The organism is Ectothiorhodosinus mongolicus (genome assembly GCF_022406875.1).
GTDB classification, from domain to species: domain Bacteria; phylum Pseudomonadota; class Gammaproteobacteria; order Ectothiorhodospirales; family Ectothiorhodospiraceae; genus Ectothiorhodospira; species Ectothiorhodospira mongolica.
The window spans coordinates 1,965,596-1,983,623 of the sequence record NZ_CP023018.1; the positions used below are offsets into that span (position 1 = coordinate 1,965,596).

Sequence of the window (18,028 nt, forward strand, 5' to 3'; positions counted from 1 at the left end):
AATGGGATTTAACCGATGGGGTACGACCCCATTTTTTTACAACAAATGGGGTCGCACCCCATTTCTTAGGGCACACCCGTTAGCGGTGATCGTCTTTGCCCAGGTCTGCGGCACCTCGCTGTGGTTTAGCATCAACGGCGTTTGGCTGGGCATGGCGGACACCTTAGCGCTGAGTCACAACGATCTGGGTCGGCTCACGCTGGCCGTGCAAGCCGGATTCATTACGGGCACTTTGATACTCGCCGTCAGCGGCCTAGCCGACCGATTTCGCGCCAGCCGCATCTTCCTCACAGCTTGCCTTCTTGGCGCGCTCGTCAACGCGGCCTTCGTCTGGGTAGCCGGCGACCCCGCGCTTAACACGCTGCTGCGGTTTCTGACTGGAATGGCTCTGGGCGGCATTTATCCGCTGGGCATGAAGCTGGTGATCAGCTGGACGCCGAAACACACGGGCGCTGCGCTCAGCTGGCTGGTGGGCATGCTGACCCTTGGCACGGCCTTGCCGCACCTGCTTCTGGCAGCCAGCTTTGACCTGCATTGGCAGTGGCCTCTCTTAGCATCATCTGTCTTAGCACTTGTCGGCGGCCTGGTGATTTATGGGCTAGGGGAGGGCGAGCATCTACCCGCACGCAGCCCACGGGTGAGCCTAAAACAAGGCCTGGCAGCACTGCGCTCGAGGCGATTCCTCGCTGTGGCAGGCGGGTATTTTGGGCATTGTTGGGAGTTATACGCTTTCTGGATGCTGGCGCCGCTGTTGGTGGCAGTGCAAGTCATGCGCCTTGAATGGAGCGCATCTTGGGTGCCCTGGCTGGCTTTTGCCATCATTGGCATTGGGCTGTGGGGCTGTGTGATGGGTGGCTGGCTGAGCCGGCACTGGGGCAGCTATTCCGTGGCGCGCATCGCCCTCGTTGTCTCCGGTGCGCTGTGCTTGTTGTACCCCTTGCTCACCCACCTGCCGCCTCTAGTGCTGATCGCGTTATTGCTGATTTGGGGCTTTATGGTTATCGCTGACTCGCCACAATTCTCGGCTATGGCTGCTGCCAGCGCCCCTCAGGACCGCGTGGGCGCCTCGCTCGCGGTGATGAATGCTATCGGCTTTGCTCTCACCATCCCACCCATCTACATCACCAGCCTGTGGTGGACTAGCCTGCAAGACTACGTCATCTGGCTGTTATTGCCCGGCCCGATCTTGGGCCTCATCGCCTTGCATCGGTACTCTCATTCGGGTGAATAAACCAGCATTGGTGGATGCGCTGATGGCGCTTGAAATCGGCCGGAATTGACCAAGCGCTGCGATCCTCAATGCGAAACTCTTGCGAGAGCGCAGGGTCGAGTTTAAAGCCGCGGCGGTTGTTGGAAAAAATGAGGATTCCATTGGGGCTCAATAGGCTCGCGGCAGCACGAATCAGCTCGGCATGGTCACGCTGAATATCCAAGTCACCCTCCATGCGCTTAGAGTTCGAAAAGCTGGGCGGGTCGAGAAAAATCAGATCAAAAGATTCCCGACACTGGTTAAGCCATTCCCGACAGTCGGCGCGACCCAATTGGTGACGGGGGCTATTGCATTGATTGAGATTTAAATTTTCCTGCGTCCAGTCCAGATAGGTGGGGGATAGATCCACACTGGTGGTAGCACTGGCGCCTCCCAAGGCCGCATGGATGGTCGCCGCGCCGGTATAACAAAACAAATTCAAGAAGCGCTTACCGCGGGCATTCTCCCCAATCCAGGTGCGCACCGGCCGATGATCCAAAAACAGCCCCGTGTCCAAATAATCCGTCAAGTTCACCCAAAGTCGGCACGGACCCTCGCGCACCTCTAACATTCGGCCTTGTTCATTCAAGCGCCGATACTGGCTTACGCCGCGCTGGCGTTGCCGGACTTTGAGCACCAGTTGGGCAGGATCCGTATCTAGCGTCTCGGGAAGAACACTTAGAGCAGCGCGCAGTCGGGCTTGAGCGCGATGCGGATCGATACTGGCCGGGGCAGCATATTCCTGCACATGCAGCCAGCGTCCCTCATCCGTCTCGTAAATGTCGACGGCTAGGGCATATTCCGGGATATCCGCATCATAAACGCGGTAACAGCCAACACCTTCACGCGTCAGCCATTTTTTCAGCTGCCGCTGATTTTTCAACAGGCGATTCACCAGATCTTGGGCGGGTGCATGATCTTGACTGCCGGCGTGTTCAGCAATCTCGAAACGCTCCAGCCGGCATTCGATGGGACCATTAAACATCTGCCAGCTCTTCTCGGGCTTAAGCCCCAGCTGACAACCAGCGCCATTAAGTACAATCGCCCGCCATCCCCCGAAATGGCTTTTCAGGGTCTGACCCAAACGCAGATAAAGCGGCATGAGCTCATGATTCTCGCCCAAACGTTCGCCGTAGGGCGGATTGGTGGCGACTAACCCGGGAGGTGACCCTTCGGGCGGTCGAGCCTGAGCGATTTCGCGGCGCTCCACCATGACCCGATCTGCCAGACCAGCGCGTTGCAGATGTTCACGCGTAGCTGCCACCGCTTGTTCATCCTGATCGAACCCCATGATCATCGGCATGGTATGCAGGCCGCGCTCCTGCCGCTCCAGCGCCTCGTCTAGAAGTTCTTTCCAAGCGGCATCATCATGGCCGAGCCAGCCCCGAAAGCCAAAACGCGTGCGCATAAGACCGGGTGCGCTGTCACTGGCCATCCAGGCGGCTTCGATTAGCAAGGTGCCAGAGCCGCACATCGGATCAACAAATCCGCCGCCTTTGGCCGCCAGCTCAGGCCAGTTCGCCCGAATCAACATGGCAGCCGCCAGGTTTTCTTTCAGCGGTGCCGCGCGCCCATGCTGGCGATAACCGCGCCGGTGTAGACTCTCGCCGGCCAAATCAATGGCCACCGTGACCGCATCCTCAACCATGTGTACGTTAATGCGCAGGTCGGGGTGCTCAATATCCACCGACGGCCGAGCGCCCGTGCGTTCCCGCATCTGATCCACCACGGCGTCTTTGACTCGCTGTTCGGCGAAGCGGCTGTGGCTGATGTGCGCGCGTACCCCGGTGAAGTTCACCGCAAGCGTGGCCTCGGGTCGCAAGTGCTCCGCCCAGTTGATGTTCTGTACGCCCTGATAAAGCTCTTGATCATCTTGAGCGCGAAATTGCGTCAGCGAGAGCAGGACACGATTGGCCAGCCGCGACCACAAACACGCTCGATAGCCTGCTGACAAGCTTCCGGTAAAGGCCACGCCACCGCGCTGTACGCGCACCTCCTCAAGACCCAGGGATTTCAGCTCGGCAGCCAGAAGTTCTTCTAGTCCATGCGGGGCGGTTGCAAAAAAGTGACGCATATTTAGGTGGTTACGCTCGATCTTGTGGCCAGCGGTGCGTTTGTGAGGCGCTTTGACTGGAGCCATAATACCTTGAAAATCCAGTGCTCAGCCGAGTGAAGTGTCTTTTGTGCGACCAACCCATAGGGTCTGTCACCTATTTTGGGTGGCTGAGCGTCAAGTTGTAAGAAGGGTGTCGATGGCGAACGATATAAAGCGCTGCGCTTGGTGCGCGCAGGTACCGGAATTAATTCACTACCATGACACTGAGTGGGGCTTTCCGGTTTACGACGATCAGCACTTGTTTGAAAAGATATGTCTCGAGATTTTTCAATGCGGCTTGAGTTGGCGAACGGTATTGGAAAAACGCTCGAGACTGCGCCTGGTCTTTCACGGCTTTGAGCATGAGCGCATGGCTAGGATGACAGACGATGATGTCGAGCGTCTGATGCAAGATGCCGGCATCATTCGTCATCGCGGCAAGATTCGCGCGGTGATTCACAACGCGGCACGGGTGCCACGTTTATTAGAGGAGGAGGGCTCGCTCGCGAGTTTTATTTGGCGCTTTGCACCCGATGATTCAGTGGCGCATGTACCTCAAAGCGTCACAACCTCGCCTGAGTCGTTAGCTCTAGCGAAGGCCCTAAAAAGCCGCGGTTGGAAGTTTGTGGGCCCCACCAATATGTATGCCTTCATGCAATCGATGGGTTTGATCAATGATCACGAGACCGATTGCGCTATCCGAGACCAGGTATTTCAGGCCAGGGCGGCGCTTAATTCATAAAGGGAGTGCGCCTCATGTTCTGGCGACAGCAAAGAAATTGACGCGGCAGATGGACCTTCCAGGGGTTGGAGTTCCCTATTTGAGGGTCATGGGTGCGGACCAGTTGCGTAAGCGCAAGGCGTTGCCCAGGACGAAGAGCGAGGACAATGCCATCGCCCCGGCCGCAAAGATGGGTGAGAGCAGGATGCCAAAGGCGGGCCAAAGCACCCCGGCGGCAACAGGGATCAGCGCGGTGTTATACGCAAATGCCCAGAACAAGTTTTGCCGGATATTGCGAATAGTCGCTTTCGACAGTGCAATCGCATTGGGCACACCGCGCAGAGAGCCCGACATGAGCACCACATCGGCAGCCTCGATGGCGACATCGGTGCCGGTGCCGATAGCGAGCCCGACATCCGCCTCGGCCAGCGCCGGGGCATCATTGATACCATCACCCACGAATGCCAGCCGCCCATGCGCCGCTTTCAGGTCGCGCACGGCAACCAGTTTGCCTTCGGGCAGGACCTCGGCGACTACATGGTCAATGCCAAGCTGGCGCGCGATGGCGTCCGCAGTGCGTTGATTGTCACCGGTAACCATAGCGACCTTCAGCCCAAGATGATGCAGCGTGCGGATGGCTTCGGGCGTTTGCGATTTAATGGGGTCGGCCACGGCGATAATCGCGGCGAGTTTTCCGTCAATGGCGGCATAGAGCGGCGTCTTGCCCTCATCGCCCATGCGCGCCGCCGTTTCCGCGAATATACCCACGTCAAGGCCAAGGCGGGCCATGTAGCGATCTGCCCCGATCTCGACGCGCGCGCCCCCGGCCTGTGCGGCAACGCCAAAACCGGTGATGCCCTCAAATTGGGTGACATCAGGCAGCGTGAGTCCATGCGCCGCCTCTACGATAGCACGCCCAATGGGGTGTTCAGATTTGGCCTCGACCGCCGCAATCTGCGCCAGCACTGTGTTGCGCTCAAATCCGTCAGCCAGTTCCAGATCGGTCAGCTTGGGTGCGCCCTCGGTTAGTGTGCCGGTCTTATCGAAAGCCACCACGCGCGCTTCCTTTAAGAGTTGCAGCGCCTCACCCTTGCGAAACAGCACGCCCGTCTCGGCGCCGCGGCCTGTTCCCACCATAATCGAGGTGGGCGTAGCCAGCCCCATGGCGCAGGGGCAGGCAATGATCAGTACCGCGACCGCGTTGACCAGCCCGAAAGTCAGCGCCGGGGCAGGGCCAAAACTGAACCAGATCATGAATGTGATTAGAGCGACTGTGATCACAGCAGGTACGAACCAGAGGGTTACCTGGTCCACGATCGCTTGAATCGGCAGCTTCGCACCTTGGGCGGATTCTACTAAGCGGATAATCTGCGCCAACATGGTGTCAGCCCCAACAGCGGTGGCACGTAAGGCCAACGCACCAGTCTGATTGACCGTGCCACCCACCACCATCGCGCCCGCACGCTTTTCCACTGGCACAGGCTCGCCCGTAATCATTGACTCATCGACATAGCTCTCGCCCTCGATGACTTCGCCATCCACCGGCACACGTTCGCCCGGGCGTAACTCAATCACATCGCCAGGTTGGACATCTGCCACCGGGATATCCAGACAAACGCCATCGCGCCGCACCCTTGCGGTTTTCGCTTGTAGGCCGATCAACCGCTGAATCGCCTGCGAGGTGCGCCCCTTGGCACGCGCCTCTAACCAGCGTCCCAGCAGGATCAAGGTCACGATCACAGCGGCTGGTTCATAGTAGACATTGACAGTGCCCGGCGGCAGTAACTCGGGCGCAAAAGTGGCAACCACTGAGTAGAGAAACGCCGCCATCGTGCCGACGGCGACGAGACTGTTCATATCGGGAGCCCCACGTGCGAGTGCGGGAAAGCCGTGCGTGTAAAAACGAATACCGGGAAAAGCCATAACCAATGCGGTGAGCACGAATTGGATCAGCCAGCTGGTCTGCATCCCGATCGTGGACATGATCAGGTGATGTACTGCCGGGATAATGTGAGAGCCCATTTCGAGTGCGAACACGGGCAGGGTTAATGCTGCCGCGATCACCACGTCGCGTCGCAGAGTTGTGGCCTCAGCCTCGCGACGTTCGGCGAGCGTATTGTCTTCGGAAACAGCCTGGGGAATACGCGCGTCATAGCCGACGCCATCAATCGCCGCGATCAAAGCGTCGATATCGGCAGTCCCTGTGACCGTCGCGCGCTCTGTCGCTAGGTTGACATGGGCTTGTACCACACCTGGCACGGCTTGCAGTGCGCGTTCGACGCGTCCGACACAAGACGCACAGTGCATCCCTTCAATGGTCAGGGCGTGGGTAGCAAGAGGTTTGGCGGGAGCATTCATCTGATGGTAATGGGGATCATGCTAATGACATCTGCTCAAGAATACGCGGGATGTTCCGTTTGACCTTGAAAAATCCTGCCGTAGCATGAGGCCAAATCGCGGTATCCCAATCTCGCTGCCATTCGCACAGGGTTATGCCTTCCTTCGCCAAAGCCGGGGTGGCTTCATCCAACCAATCTCGCAACGGGCCGCGCGTAACATATGGCGTTACGATCTGCGTGGCGCCCGCACCTGCCGCCCATCTTACTAAGCCGACGGGGTCGTTTGCCTGCATCTCTACCGTCGAGATACCAGCACGTGCAGTGGCATCAGCCAATGCGCCATCCTCAAACCGCAGGACAAGTTCAGATACAGGCAGAGGGGATCGCAGATGACCCGCCATGAGCTTAGCCGCCGCGCGGATATCCAATGCCGCAAGGTCGAAATCCTCTACTCGGCAATCCTCGTCAGTGATCAATAAGGCCGTCGAGCGGCCAGGTTGCGGCAGCGTGACTGGGCGCAGTGGCAACACGGGGGGCAGGCCGTCAGGTTCGGTTGCCTCCAGCCCTTGGGTGACCTCGGCCAGTTCGCTGCGGCGCGGGGTGAACCGACCGGCTGTGAAGGTCGCGATATTCTGCGCATCGGCCGCATAGGGCTTGCCGCGCGTATGGAGCCCCGCCACCCAACGCCAACCCAGCGTGTTCGAGGCGGCATCGCCATCAAGCAGGTGGCGAAAAAAGAAATCAGCCCCCAGCCGCCACGGCAGCCCTAGCGTAAAAATCCAGATGGAGGCGAACCACATCCGTGCGTGATTGTGGAGATAACCGGTTTCCACCAGTTCGGTGGCCCAAGCGTCAAAGCACGCCAAACCCGTTTGCCCAGCCATCGCGCGATCCACATCACGGCGTAGGCGGCGGTTACGCTCAAGAATGGCCAGATCGGCATCCAGTCCGTTGCGATAGCTGGCCCAGACCTGTGGGCGCCGTTCGAGCCAACCCTTGAAATAGCCCCGCCAGATCACCTCTTGCACAAACTTTTCGGTGTCCTCCGGCCCATGCGCGGCGAGCGCTGCTGCGACCACATCAGATTCCAGCACCAATCTGCGCCGGATATAAGGAGATAGCATAGATACGGCGTTGTGTTCGCCCGGGCCATGGTCAGTATTGCGGCCGTTAGCGTAATGCCGCCCCATTTTGGGAGCGAAAGCTGCCAAGAGTTCTTCGCCGGCGGCGCGGGTCGGGTTCAAGTCTGTCATCGTGCAATCTCGTTTGCGCCGTGTGGGCACGTAAGGAGACGCCTCGGAGTTGTGGTACGCAAATGGCGGAGAGAGAGGGATTCGAACCCTCGATACGGGGTTACCGTATACACACTTTCCAGGCGTGCGCCTTCAACCACTCGGCCACCTCTCCGAAGGCGCGCACGATACCCTAAAATGCCGGTGTAAGGCAAACGCGCAGGTGTCTGCTCAGCTGCCTTTTTTGGTGGGCTCTGTGCCGGCAGGCAAGTAGTTAGCCGGGAAGGCGGTCACGTTGGTGCCGAGCTCGGAGATGCGCGCCGGACCCTCCTTTTCGACCTCGTCAATGCGAATGACCGCGTGCATGGGGATCAGGCTGCGTTTGACCGCGGCGAACTCATTCTTGAGCTTTTCTTCCGAAGGGTCGACGACGATGGCGCTGCGCTCACCGAAGATTAGCTCCTCAATGGTCACAAATCCCATGAGATCGGACGCGTAGACCTTGCGGGCAAAGACCTCATAGACATTGCCCTGATTCACGAATCGCACCTTGTAGATACTTTTGCTCTTACTCATCGCGCAATTATGCCACTTTCCCCCAAAAAGGGGTCTGTCCCCATTATTTAAAAAAGGGGTCTGTCCCCATTTTTACCAGAGCGAGCCGCGCCGCCAATCGCGGATCACCAAGTAGATCAGTACAAATAAGCTGACGGTGGTCATCACGGTGGCCAGCGTAATCAAAACACTCATAAATCCAGCAGATGCGAGCATCGTTCGATCTCCCAAGATCGGTTTAAGGCGCCGGCGGTGGTTCTTTGAGGGTCTCCCACTCAAAACGCTGCGGCCATAGCCAAGTCGTCACAAGTACCAAGATCATCGACACTGCAGCCCCCACTAGCGCAGCGACATAAAAGCCAATCGCAAAATACGCCCAAAGGCCTGCGGCACTTCCCAGTACCATGGCCAAAGTGGCCCCCAACTTATTGGTACGCTGCCAATACAGCCCGGCCGCGATCGGCCAAATCGTGCTGGCGACGAATGCTCCAGTGAAATGCAAAAGCTCGGCTAAAGTCGTGATGCGCGGCAAACACAACAGCCAAGTCATGACCCCCAGTAGTACGATCGTCACCTTGGTGGCCGTGCGCAGATGATCGGCGCTGGCTAAGGGCTTGAAGTGGCGCTGATAAATATCACGCACCACCAGCATCGCGGTGGCCGCCAACAGTGAATCCAGCGAAGAGGCGAGGGCAGCGAATACCATAATCAGCACAATCACTGCGCCAGTGACTCCGAGTAACTCAGAAGCCACAATCGGCCCCACCATGTCAGCAGCCGGGATGTTGGTACCCAGAGCCGGCCCCGCTAGCGCGATAAAACCAGCCACAATCGGAATCGGCGCCCAGAAAATCCCGGCCAGCAGATAGGCCCAAAGCCCCACACCCTCGCGGAACGAATAAGCCCGCGTCCACCATACATTGGAGTGGAAAATCTCACCCATGCCAAACAGCAGGTTATTAAACAAAAACATAATCGCCGCCGGCATCAACAAAGACAGCAGCTCCGGGCGCTCGAGCTGCAAGCTGAAATGAATCTCATCAAACCCAATGCCGCCAATCACCATCCATGCCAGCACGATCAAACCCACCAATATGAGGATGGACTGAATAAAGTCCGTGCCGATGACCGCGCGAAATCCGCCGATCAGCGTATAGGCCACGCAGGCACCTAAAATCACCGTCATCCCCTGCCAGTAGGGGATCCCTGATAGCGCATGGGTGAGAACGCCGCCGGCCATACCCAGGCTCACTAACCAGCCAAAGCTGTAGAAAATCGAGATTGCCAGGAACACCCGCCAAGCCACATTGCCATAGCGCAGCCGCACGAAATCGCCACTGGTATAACCATGCGGCATTAACACCCGGATGCGTTTCGCCAGCGGCGCAAATAGCAACAAACCCACCGCGCCCAAGGAATAGCCGATCATTCCCCAAACGCCCATTTGATAGGCCAGCTGCGGCGCCATCATGGTCGTGTTGCTGGTCACCCAAGTGGCCATCGCCGTGGCTGTGCCGACCGCCAAGCCCACTTTGCGCCCGGCCAGCACGAACTGATCCAGCTCTTTGTCGTGGCGACCAAAAAACCAGCCCAGGCCGACATATAAAAGGGTGAATAAACCGATCAGAATCCAGGCCGTTTGCGGCGCCAGGATAGCGGTTTCCTGGACATTCATAGGCTCTCCTGAGGTGGGCGGCTAACGCGGAGACGCTTGCTCACGCTGGTGCGAGCGATTACCGGTGATGATCAAGAGCGTGGTAGCAACGAAGACTAAAGCGCCAAGCGCAAACAGCAAAAATGCCTGAGTCAGGGGGTGGTGTTGCACGGTCACGCTCGTGGTCTCACTCCACTCAGTGACGTTGCCATCAGCGAATTGTGCCCGCACACGGTAGTGCAGCACGCCATCACCACGGCCACTAATCACCGTCGCGCGATCGGCGCCTTCGTAGACCACGACACTGTTTGTAAAAAGGGGATTATCGGCCCGCTCTAGCCGATAAGATTGCACCATCGGGCTTTCATGCCCCCAGCGCAGCTGGTAATTCCCAGCCCGCGCTAGCTCGGTGGTAGTGGAGAGGCTTGGCTCGGGTACTGCAAGCGCCACTCCAGGCACCGCAAGCAACACGCCAGGCGTGGCGAGCAAAAGCAGACACAGCAAGCTGACAAGGCGCTGTTTCATGCTTTCTTACCCTAGCATCAAATGGGGTACGACCCCAAATGGGGTCAGACCCCTTTCTAAAGGGTAAGCTCAAATTCAAAGCAGACCCATCCGTCTTGATAAGGCATTAGACGCAGTGCCCCACCGTGTTGGGTGATGATCTCGTGGGCGATGAATAGTCCCAAACCGGCACTAGCGCTGGTGCGTCTTGGAATCCCTTGTGGGTGTTGGGTGAAATAACGCTCGAACAATTGCGCCACAATCTCAGCGGGGATCTCAGCACCACGATTAGCGACCTGTATCAGGATCTTTTCGCCGCGCGTGATGACGTCAATTCGTATGAGCCCCGGCAAAGAGTACTTCGCCGCATTATCCAAAACATTGGATAGCGCGATGCGCAACATGGCACGGTCTGCGTCTATCATGATGGGCTCCACCGCGTCACCCACCCGATAAACTTTCTCATTCGCCCGAAGCTCCAATGAGTACCCACCCGTTAAATGCACAATCTCCGCCGCTTCTTCGATCAAAGTAATCAGATTCACGGGCTCCAAGCTAAGCTCCCGAGTGCTTAAGCGAGTTTCAGCTAGACAGTTGCTGGTTAATGTGGCGAGGCGGGCACTAGCACGTAGGATTTTTTCTTCTTTTGCATGGCGTTCCTCAGGGCTTAAATCAGGGCGCGCTCGAATATTAGTGATGACCGCATCGATTATGGCCAAAGGCGTCCGAAACTCGTGCGAAACCATGCTCACGAACTGCCTTTGGAGGAAACTGGCTTCACGCTCGAGTTTCAATTCACGGGCCAGCTGTTCCCGATCGCGTCTTTCTCTCTCGCTGGTTTGAATTCGGTAGGCCGCCAAACCAATCACCATAAGCATTAAAAAGACCATCAAATACTGCCAAGTCACATAGAGCAGTTCTGTGAATGGATAGTAGCCATGCGCGCTCATTACTGATGCTGCAGCAAAAAAATTGTGGAGAAAAAAGGGAACCGCAAAAAACGCGAACTGCGGCCCTCGGCGGTACCAGAGCCAAAAGCCCGCGATGGTCGCCACCCATTTCATTGGCTCGCCAAGATAGCTCATCCATTGGATGCCCCAGGTGTAATGGCCCAAAGGAATGCTCAGCAGCAACAAACTCATAAGACCAATCCAGACAAGCGTAATGCGATCCAACCAAGGGATTTGATTTTTAAGATCCAGCGCTTCACGGGCTAACCAGATAATCGCTATCCAAGAGAGCATCAAACTCAAGCCCACCATATGGTGCGCGACTAGGGGCATATGCCTAAATAGCGACCAGCCCATGAAACCTTGCATGCTGGCGATAAACACATAGGCAATCCCAAAAGCGGCCACTGACAATAGGGTACGGTCGCGTGTAAAAGCACCCAACACCAGTGCCAGTACTACCGAGAACAGGGCGAAACCAAAATACAACCCCCACAATATGCTGTCCTTGGCTTTGGCTATCGCAAAGGCCTCAGGAATCCAAAACTTGCCAAACAGCATTGAGGTGCTGGAGGTTTGCAATCGCAAATAGATCGGCCCCATGGTTTCCGTGGATTCCAAAGGAAAAACCATATGGCGCCAATCAATGGGTCGATCAGCGGCGCTAAAGATATCGCCACCTGTTATCTGCACCCATTCATCGATGTCCGCATTTGGCTGATAAAAAAGGTCTAACTGGTCTAAATAAGCGGGGGAGATCTCAAGCCACAGTGTGGGGACGGCTTGGGCGAGTTCAGGGATACTAAATCTCAGCCAGTGAGCGGCATACGTGTAGCCTTCCATCAGCGCATAACTTCTCTGCTGCCAAGCATCTGCAGGAAGCTGCCGAATCTCATCGAAGTGCGTGTTGGCGCTTTCGTCAACCCATAGCTCAAAGCCAATATCAGGCCCTAGATTGAGGGGCCAACTGATCGGCTCTTGTTTTGCGGCAGCAGGCGCCATGAAGACGGCTAGGGTGATCAGCAATGCACAGCGCAGCCACATCATCTATCGGCACCTGGGCCCTGGCAGTGTAAGCGGTTCAAGGACATAATCAGCTGATTATACCTATAATGGGGTCGTACCCCTTTTTTGGATGTTTTATGCACTGGGCGCCGGTTTTACGGATTGTGGGAATCCTGGTGATGCTGTTTAGTTTCACCATGTTACCGCCAGCGCTGGTAGCGCTGATTTACCAAGACGATGGGCTGATGCCGTTTCTCTCGGCATTTGGCTTACTGTTGGTGTTTGGCATGCTGCTCTGGTTGCCGGTGTGCCGCAATCGCCAAGAGCTGCGCACCCGAGATGGGTTTCTCATCGTGGTGCTGTTTTGGGTGGTGCTGGGCCTGTCCGGAGCCGTGCCGCTGACGCTCTCACAAGCGCCGAATATCTCTATCACCGATGCCGCCTTTGAGAGCATGAGCGGACTGACCACCACCGGCGCGACCATCCTCTCGGGCATCGATGATTTGCCGCACTCGATCCGTTTTTATCGGCAACAGCTGCAGTGGCTGGGCGGCATGGGCATCATCGTTTTGGCGGTAGCGATCTTACCCATGCTCGGTATTGGCGGCATGCAGCTTTATCGCGCCGAGACTCCGGGCCCCGTCAAAGACACCAAACTCACGCCGCGTATTGCCGAGACCGCCAAAGCGCTTTGGTATATCTATCTGACGATTACCGTGGCCTGCGCCAGTGCTTATTGGCTGGCCGGCATGGACGCTTTTGACGCCATCGGCCATAGCTTCTCGACCGTGGCTATCGGCGGTTTTTCGACCTATGACGCCAGCATTGGGCATTTCCAAAGCCCGGCGATTTCGCTGATCGCAACCGTGTTTATGCTGATTGCCGCGATCAATTTTTCTGTGCATTTTTTCGCCTGGCGTACCCGCAATCCGCTAACGTACTTCAAGGATCCCGAAGTGCGCTGGTTCGGCGCCATTATGCTCACCTTGATGCTGGTAGTCGTGGCCACACTGCTGCTTTTGGGGCATTACAGCCAATGGAATGATGCGGTGGTGAATGGCATTTTCCATGCCGTGTCTATTGGCACGACGGCGGGTTTTGCCACCGATAATTTTGCGGCCTGGCCTTTGTTTCTGCCGGCGCTTTTGCTATTCGTGGCCTTTATTGGCGGGTGCGCCATGTCCACCGCCGGCGGTATCAAAGTGATTCGCTTTATGCTGCTAATCAAACAGGGCTATCGAGAAGTGATTCGCCTCATCCATCCCCAAGCCCTCGTGCCCATTAAAATCGGCGGTAAAGCGGTACCCGACCGCGTGGTGAATGCGGTATGGGGCTTTTTCTCGGCGTATGTGGCGCTGTTTACCCTCATGATGCTGATCTTGCTGGGCACGGGACTGGATCAAGTCACGGCCTTTTCGGCTGTCGCCGCCAACATCACCAACTTAGGCCCGGGCTTGGGCGAGGTTGCCGCCAATTACGCCAGCATCAGCGACACGGCGAAATGGACGCTGATGTTTGCGATGCTTTTGGGGCGTCTTGAGATCTTCACGCTCTTAGTGCTGCTCACCCCGGCTTTCTGGCGCCACTAAAAAGGGCGGCACTATGGCCGCCCCGATCACACGCAAACGTGCACAAGAACCCGCGTTACTGCGCGAAAAGTTCCTGCAAAAAGCTCTGGGTTTGCGCCCAAGAGTCGCTATCAGCCGCCTCATCAAAGCCCAACGGCAAGCCAAAGCGCTCTGCAAAAGCATCGGCACCAGGATTGGTGAAGCCATGCAGCACGCCGTCGTAGTTGACCACCGCAAAGTCCACACCAGAGGCTCGCATCTCAGCCTCAAAAGCCGCTACCTGCTCGGGCGGGACCATGGGATCGGCGGCGCCATTAAAGACGCGAACACGCGATTGGGTCACGCCCGCTTGTGCTGCCACCGGTGAGGCCAGCCCGGCATGATAAGCGACAACACCGGCAAGAGGCGCGCCTTCGCGGGCCATATTGAGCACGACTGAACCGCCAAAGCAGTAGCCCAAAGCGGCTAGCTGGTCATTTTTCACGGTGGGATGGGCATTTAAGACGTCCATCGCTGCATTAAAGCGCGAGCGACGAATATCCGCATTCTGGGCGACCTCGCGAGCGAATGCCCCCGCATTATCGGGGTGATCCGCGGTGCGGCCATCGCCAAACATGTCTACTGCTAGCGCGGTGTAGCCCAGTGCGGCCAACTGCCGCGCCCGATCACGCACATAGTCATTATGCCCCCACCACTCGTGCACCACGATGACGCCCGGTCGCGGGCCGCTCACGCTGTCATCCCAGGCGATATAGCCGTGCAGGTTGACGCCATCCGCGCTGTAACGCACCTCCTCACCGCGAATCTCCGCCAGCGCAGGGGAGGACAACAGCAAAGCCAAGGGTAAAGCCAGCCATCTTTTCATGTAACACGCTCCTTTGGTGGTAATACCCGAGAGTTTAACTCGGATGTTAAGATTGGCGCATGAATATCATCGTTATCGCGGGCTCGGGAGGGCTTGGACGCGCATTCGTCGAGGCTTTGGCGGCGCGGCCCGAAGTGCGCTCCATCATCGCTACCCATCGTCGGGATAATCCTACCGTTCAGCGGGATCATGCGACTCAGGGTCAGGCCAGTGCCGTTGGCCTGTCAGAGAAATGCCGGTGGCATCAGCTAGACGCCACCCAAGAGGCTCAAGTTGCCGCCTTTGCCGAGCAATGCCAAGAAATCGATTGGCTGATCAATGCCGCGGGGATGCTGCATCAGGGTGAGTATCTGCCAGAGAAGCGCATTGCCCAACTAGACCCAGAGTTTGCCCTGGAGAATTTTCGCACCAACACACTGCCCACCATGCTCCTGGCCAGGCATCTTTTGCCGAAAATGCGTCATGGTCGGCCGGCGGTATTTGCCAGCATCTCGGCGCGCCTAGCCAGTATCGGTGAGAACGGCATCGGTGGTTGGTATAGCTATCGCGCCAGCAAGGCTGCTCTCAACCAGGTGATCCGGACCTTATCCATCGAATGTCGGCGCACTCATCCACAGCTTAGCCTCGCGGCATTGCACCCCGGCACGACCGATACTGCGCTGTCCAAGCCTTTTCAAAGAAACGTCCCCGACGGCCAGCTGTTCACTCCAGAATACAGCGTTGCCAGTATGCTCAAGGTGCTAGACCGCCTTACGCCCGAGACCTCTGGACGCTTTTGGTCCTTTGACGGCACGGAGTTGCCCTGGTAGGTCTAAGCGCTCGTGTCGCTTCCGCAGTCCGGGTTGGTCTGCGGGTTCGGTTGGCGTTGGGAGCTCGGGTAGCCCGACTTACGGGTTTTGCTCGATAAACAAATAAGTGCGGTTGATGTTCATGCGATGCCAATCGTCATAATGCCGCAAGTGCTGGAACTGCGGCAGATCGGCCAAGCGCTCCACCACCTCATCAAGGTTTTCCCAGTTCTCAATACCCTGGCGCACTTCAGTGACCAGATGGCGCAAATAGTCCCCGGTATCGCGCGTGGCTTCAGCGACATCGGTCGCCGCCCCATGTCCCGGTACGACCACTCGCGGGTTCCACCCAACCATAGTGTCAAAGGCCGCCAACTGTTCCACTGGATTGGTCCAGGGATGAATGCCCAGCATGCGTTCGGTGTACACAATATCCCCCGTGAATACGATGCCTTGGTCAGGTAGATGCAACATCGCATCGCCTGGGAAGTGGCCATCACCCGCGAACACTAAGGCGAAGCGATGCTGTCCCATGGTCCACTCATGCCGATCGGCGTCGATGGGCTGTTCTGCCACTTTTGGGACTGTGCCGGCCAAAGCTTCCTCGCCTAAGGCACGGGTCAAGCGCTGCACATGCTGATCAGCGGTATTGGCCTGGGTGGTGGCGGTGCGGGTGAGGGCGATGAGTTCTGCTCCATGGGAAACAAAATAATCATTGCCCAGCCAGCGATGGTCCTGACTGCCGAGGCTGACAACTTGGACAATGGGCTTGGCCGTCATTGAAGCCACCGCCTCAGTAATCTGCGCGGCTACCTGATGGCTAGGGCCACTATCAATGAGCACCACGCCGGCATCTGTGACGACAAAGCCAATGTTATTGGTGACGCCCTGATTGAGTGGCGTTCGGTTCTCTAAAGAGCCGTAAAAATAATAAACCCCATCGCCTAAATCGATGGGCTGAAGAATCTCTTCTAAACTGCGATCCGCTGCTTTGGCCGACGATGCCATGCTCAGCAGAGCAAAGAGCAAGGCGAAGATAAAACCTCGGCTGGCTAACCCTTTGCAAGGCCGTTCGGGTGTTGAACTGGATCTTTGGCACAGAAACCCTCTGCTAAACACCGCCGGCTTAATCCCCATCATCGCAAGCTCCTTTGTGTCCGATAATGCCTGTTATTTTTTATGTTGGTTATTTTTGTGCCAGATAATCTAGCACTTCTTGGGCGGCGCGTTCACCATTATGCAGTGCCCACTGAAATGAGGGGGCTGAGGCATACTCGCCGCACACCCACAGCGACTCGTCTTTGCGTAGCACGACATCACCGGGATAGGTCACTGGCGGTGCCTGCATGGGCAAAGCCTCAGGCAGCTCATAGACCTTAAGCTGCTGCCAATGCGCCGCTGCAGCACCAAACCAGTGCCGCAGCTCGATCGCCAAGCGCTCCAGTAGTGTCTCCAATGGCGTATCACCCGCGTCCAAGTTTACGGTGATCAAGTGCTTATCTGGCGGCGCATAGTGACGCGACAAATTGCTGGGACACAGCACGCTATTAATCACACCGCGCGGCTTACCGTCCACAGTCTCGCTGTTAAGCAGCAAATAAGGCCCATCGATCGGCGCCTCATCCGCCGCGTAATACACACAGACGCTGCGCCGCATTGGCTGCTCAGCCTCCGGCTCCCCCAGCAAGCGCCGCGCCGCGCGCGCATCCGTGGCCACCACCACCGCCTTCGCCTCTAAAAATGGGGTCAGACCCCGTTCCACGATAACTGAGGTACGACCCCTTTTTGGGGTCGTACCCCCCACGGATTGGACGGTTGTGTGGCATTGCAAGGTGCCGGGATTGAGGCGCGATGCCAGCTGATCGCTGATGGCCTGCATGCCACGCGCCGGCAGGGCAGTATTGCCTAGCGCGAAAGCGCGAAACACGAATTCTAAAGAGCGTGAGGAGACACTGAGCTGCGGATCGAAAAACACGCCGCTGAAAAACGGTAAGAAGAAGCGTTCGATGAATTTCGGGGTGAACCCCTGGGCCTGCAGGGCGGCGAGGGCAGTAGTCTCGGGCCGGCTGTATAAGGCCCTTAAGTTGCCGGAAAGCGCTCGTTGCCGCAGTCGCAATAAACGCAGCTTGTCACCCAATGTACCCACTGGCGAGCGCAGCATCTCGATTACGTGTTGTGGCGAGCGCCACACGTCGGTGATGCGGTGAGTTTGACCCTCAAACCGCAACAAAGCGCCATTGTGGAAAGGGCGCAGGTCTAAAGCCTCATAATCCAGCCAGCGCTGGGCCGCCGGATACCAAGTCTGCAGCACTAAAAAGCCCCGATCTAACAAAAAACCCTCATGTTGATCAGTGCGCAAGCGTCCACCCGCGCGATCGCTGGCTTCCAGTAACAGGACCTTGTGGCCCTCAGCCTCGAGCGTCAAACCACAGCTCAAGCCAGCCAAACCCGCCCCAATAATGATCACATCGGCATGCATCAGCGCAGTGTACTCTGTACTATG

Annotated in this window: 15 protein-coding genes and 1 tRNA gene; 4 read left to right on the plus strand and 12 right to left on the minus strand. The window is 57.3% G+C overall.

Features of this window, described 5'->3' with window-relative positions; genetic code table 11:
* Position 1: 1 nt before the first annotated feature.
* The gene (locus CKX93_RS09390) at positions 2-1,231 is read left to right on the plus strand and encodes an MFS transporter (RefSeq protein WP_084178566.1); all 1,230 of its coding nucleotides are present in this window, start codon (positions 2-4) and stop codon (positions 1,229-1,231) included.
* Here CKX93_RS09390 and rlmKL read toward each other — a convergent pair.
* Entirely contained in the window at positions 1,194-3,389 is a 2,196-nt protein-coding gene (rlmKL, locus tag CKX93_RS09395) for a bifunctional 23S rRNA (guanine(2069)-N(7))-methyltransferase RlmK/23S rRNA (guanine(2445)-N(2))-methyltransferase RlmL (RefSeq protein WP_338065985.1), read from the minus strand. The genes CKX93_RS09390 and rlmKL overlap by 38 nt on opposite strands.
* Positions 3,390-3,501: 112 nt before the next feature.
* On the opposite strand from rlmKL, the gene CKX93_RS09400 reads away from it, so the two are divergent.
* Positions 3,502-4,086 carry a DNA-3-methyladenine glycosylase I gene (locus CKX93_RS09400; RefSeq protein ID WP_076754119.1) on the plus strand — a complete coding sequence of 195 codons (585 nt, stop codon included), beginning with the start codon at positions 3,502-3,504 and terminating at the stop codon, positions 4,084-4,086.
* 75 nt (positions 4,087-4,161) lie between these two features.
* Here CKX93_RS09400 and CKX93_RS09405 read toward each other — a convergent pair whose 3' ends face one another.
* The 8 genes from CKX93_RS09405 to CKX93_RS09435 all read right to left on the minus strand — a co-directional run bounded on the left by CKX93_RS09405 (position 4,162) and on the right by CKX93_RS09435 (position 12,346).
* On the minus strand, positions 4,162-6,423 hold the full coding sequence (locus CKX93_RS09405; RefSeq protein WP_084178567.1) for a heavy metal translocating P-type ATPase: 2,262 nt from the start codon (positions 6,421-6,423) through the stop codon (positions 4,162-4,164).
* A 16-nt stretch (positions 6,424-6,439) separates the two neighbouring features.
* Complete coding sequence (locus CKX93_RS09410; protein ID WP_076754121.1) at positions 6,440-7,657, minus strand: FAD-binding domain-containing protein; 1,218 nt, start codon at positions 7,655-7,657, stop codon at positions 6,440-6,442.
* A gap of 63 nt (positions 7,658-7,720) precedes the next feature.
* A tRNA-Ser gene (locus CKX93_RS09415) sits at positions 7,721-7,811 on the minus strand.
* Between the two features lie 56 nt (positions 7,812-7,867).
* A complete protein-coding gene (locus CKX93_RS09420) occupies positions 7,868-8,212 on the minus strand; it encodes a DUF1820 family protein (protein ID WP_076754123.1) in 345 nt (114 codons plus the stop codon).
* A gap of 72 nt (positions 8,213-8,284) precedes the next feature.
* Complete coding sequence (locus CKX93_RS09550) at positions 8,285-8,407, minus strand: hypothetical protein (protein ID WP_268753132.1); 123 nt, start codon at positions 8,405-8,407, stop codon at positions 8,285-8,287.
* A gap of 22 nt (positions 8,408-8,429) precedes the next feature.
* Positions 8,430-9,866: a sodium:solute symporter family protein gene (locus CKX93_RS09425; protein WP_076754124.1), complete on the minus strand. Its 1,437-nt coding sequence runs from the start codon at positions 9,864-9,866 to the stop codon at positions 8,430-8,432.
* A 21-nt stretch (positions 9,867-9,887) separates the two neighbouring features.
* Positions 9,888-10,370, minus strand: coding sequence for a hypothetical protein (locus tag CKX93_RS09430; protein ID WP_076754126.1), 483 nt, complete (start codon positions 10,368-10,370; stop codon positions 9,888-9,890).
* A 56-nt stretch (positions 10,371-10,426) separates the two neighbouring features.
* Entirely contained in the window at positions 10,427-12,346 is a 1,920-nt protein-coding gene (locus tag CKX93_RS09435) for a sensor histidine kinase (protein WP_076754127.1), read from the minus strand.
* Between the two features lie 95 nt (positions 12,347-12,441).
* On the opposite strand from CKX93_RS09435, the gene CKX93_RS09440 reads away from it, so the two are divergent.
* The gene (locus CKX93_RS09440; RefSeq protein ID WP_076754129.1) at positions 12,442-13,893 is read left to right on the plus strand and encodes a TrkH family potassium uptake protein; all 1,452 of its coding nucleotides are present in this window, start codon (positions 12,442-12,444) and stop codon (positions 13,891-13,893) included.
* Positions 13,894-13,948: 55 nt separating this feature from the next.
* On the opposite strand, the gene CKX93_RS09445 is transcribed toward CKX93_RS09440, so the two are convergent.
* Positions 13,949-14,737, minus strand: a complete 789-nt coding sequence (locus CKX93_RS09445; protein ID WP_076754131.1) for a dienelactone hydrolase family protein — start codon at positions 14,735-14,737, stop codon at positions 13,949-13,951.
* A gap of 59 nt (positions 14,738-14,796) precedes the next feature.
* On the opposite strand from CKX93_RS09445, the gene CKX93_RS09450 reads away from it, so the two are divergent.
* Positions 14,797-15,546: an SDR family NAD(P)-dependent oxidoreductase gene (locus tag CKX93_RS09450; protein WP_076754132.1), complete on the plus strand. Its 750-nt coding sequence runs from the start codon at positions 14,797-14,799 to the stop codon at positions 15,544-15,546.
* A 78-nt stretch (positions 15,547-15,624) separates the two neighbouring features.
* On the opposite strand, the gene CKX93_RS09455 is transcribed toward CKX93_RS09450, so the two are convergent.
* Together CKX93_RS09455 and CKX93_RS09460 are read right to left on the minus strand one after the other, a co-directional pair.
* Positions 15,625-16,533: an MBL fold metallo-hydrolase gene (locus tag CKX93_RS09455; RefSeq protein ID WP_143339894.1), complete on the minus strand. Its 909-nt coding sequence runs from the start codon at positions 16,531-16,533 to the stop codon at positions 15,625-15,627.
* 178 nt (positions 16,534-16,711) lie between these two features.
* Positions 16,712-18,004, minus strand: coding sequence for a protoporphyrinogen/coproporphyrinogen oxidase (locus tag CKX93_RS09460; protein WP_076754134.1), 1,293 nt, complete (start codon positions 18,002-18,004; stop codon positions 16,712-16,714).
* Positions 18,005-18,028: the final 24 nt, after the last annotated feature.

Bases quoted from the DNA above. Each gene is read 5' to 3' on its own strand.
- CKX93_RS09390 (WP_084178566.1), top strand. From the start codon at position 2: ATGGGATTTAACCGATGGGGTACGACCCCATTTTTTTACAACAAATGG.
- rlmKL (WP_338065985.1), bottom strand. From the start codon at position 3,389: ATGGCTCCAGTCAAAGCGCCTCACAAACGCACCGCTGGCCACAAGATC.
- CKX93_RS09400 (WP_076754119.1), top strand. From the start codon at position 3,502: ATGGCGAACGATATAAAGCGCTGCGCTTGGTGCGCGCAGGTACCGGAA.
- CKX93_RS09405 (WP_084178567.1), bottom strand. From the start codon at position 6,423: ATGAATGCTCCCGCCAAACCTCTTGCTACCCACGCCCTGACCATTGAA.
- CKX93_RS09410 (WP_076754121.1), bottom strand. From the start codon at position 7,657: ATGACAGACTTGAACCCGACCCGCGCCGCCGGCGAAGAACTCTTGGCA.
- CKX93_RS09420 (WP_076754123.1), bottom strand. From the start codon at position 8,212: ATGAGTAAGAGCAAAAGTATCTACAAGGTGCGATTCGTGAATCAGGGC.
- CKX93_RS09550 (WP_268753132.1), bottom strand. From the start codon at position 8,407: ATGCTCGCATCTGCTGGATTTATGAGTGTTTTGATTACGCTGGCCACC.
- CKX93_RS09425 (WP_076754124.1), bottom strand. From the start codon at position 9,866: ATGAATGTCCAGGAAACCGCTATCCTGGCGCCGCAAACGGCCTGGATT.
- CKX93_RS09430 (WP_076754126.1), bottom strand. From the start codon at position 10,370: ATGAAACAGCGCCTTGTCAGCTTGCTGTGTCTGCTTTTGCTCGCCACG.
- CKX93_RS09435 (WP_076754127.1), bottom strand. From the start codon at position 12,346: ATGATGTGGCTGCGCTGTGCATTGCTGATCACCCTAGCCGTCTTCATG.
- CKX93_RS09440 (WP_076754129.1), top strand. From the start codon at position 12,442: ATGCACTGGGCGCCGGTTTTACGGATTGTGGGAATCCTGGTGATGCTG.
- CKX93_RS09445 (WP_076754131.1), bottom strand. From the start codon at position 14,737: ATGAAAAGATGGCTGGCTTTACCCTTGGCTTTGCTGTTGTCCTCCCCT.
- CKX93_RS09450 (WP_076754132.1), top strand. From the start codon at position 14,797: ATGAATATCATCGTTATCGCGGGCTCGGGAGGGCTTGGACGCGCATTC.
- CKX93_RS09455 (WP_143339894.1), bottom strand. From the start codon at position 16,533: ATGGCATCGTCGGCCAAAGCAGCGGATCGCAGTTTAGAAGAGATTCTT.
- CKX93_RS09460 (WP_076754134.1), bottom strand. From the start codon at position 18,004: ATGCATGCCGATGTGATCATTATTGGGGCGGGTTTGGCTGGCTTGAGC.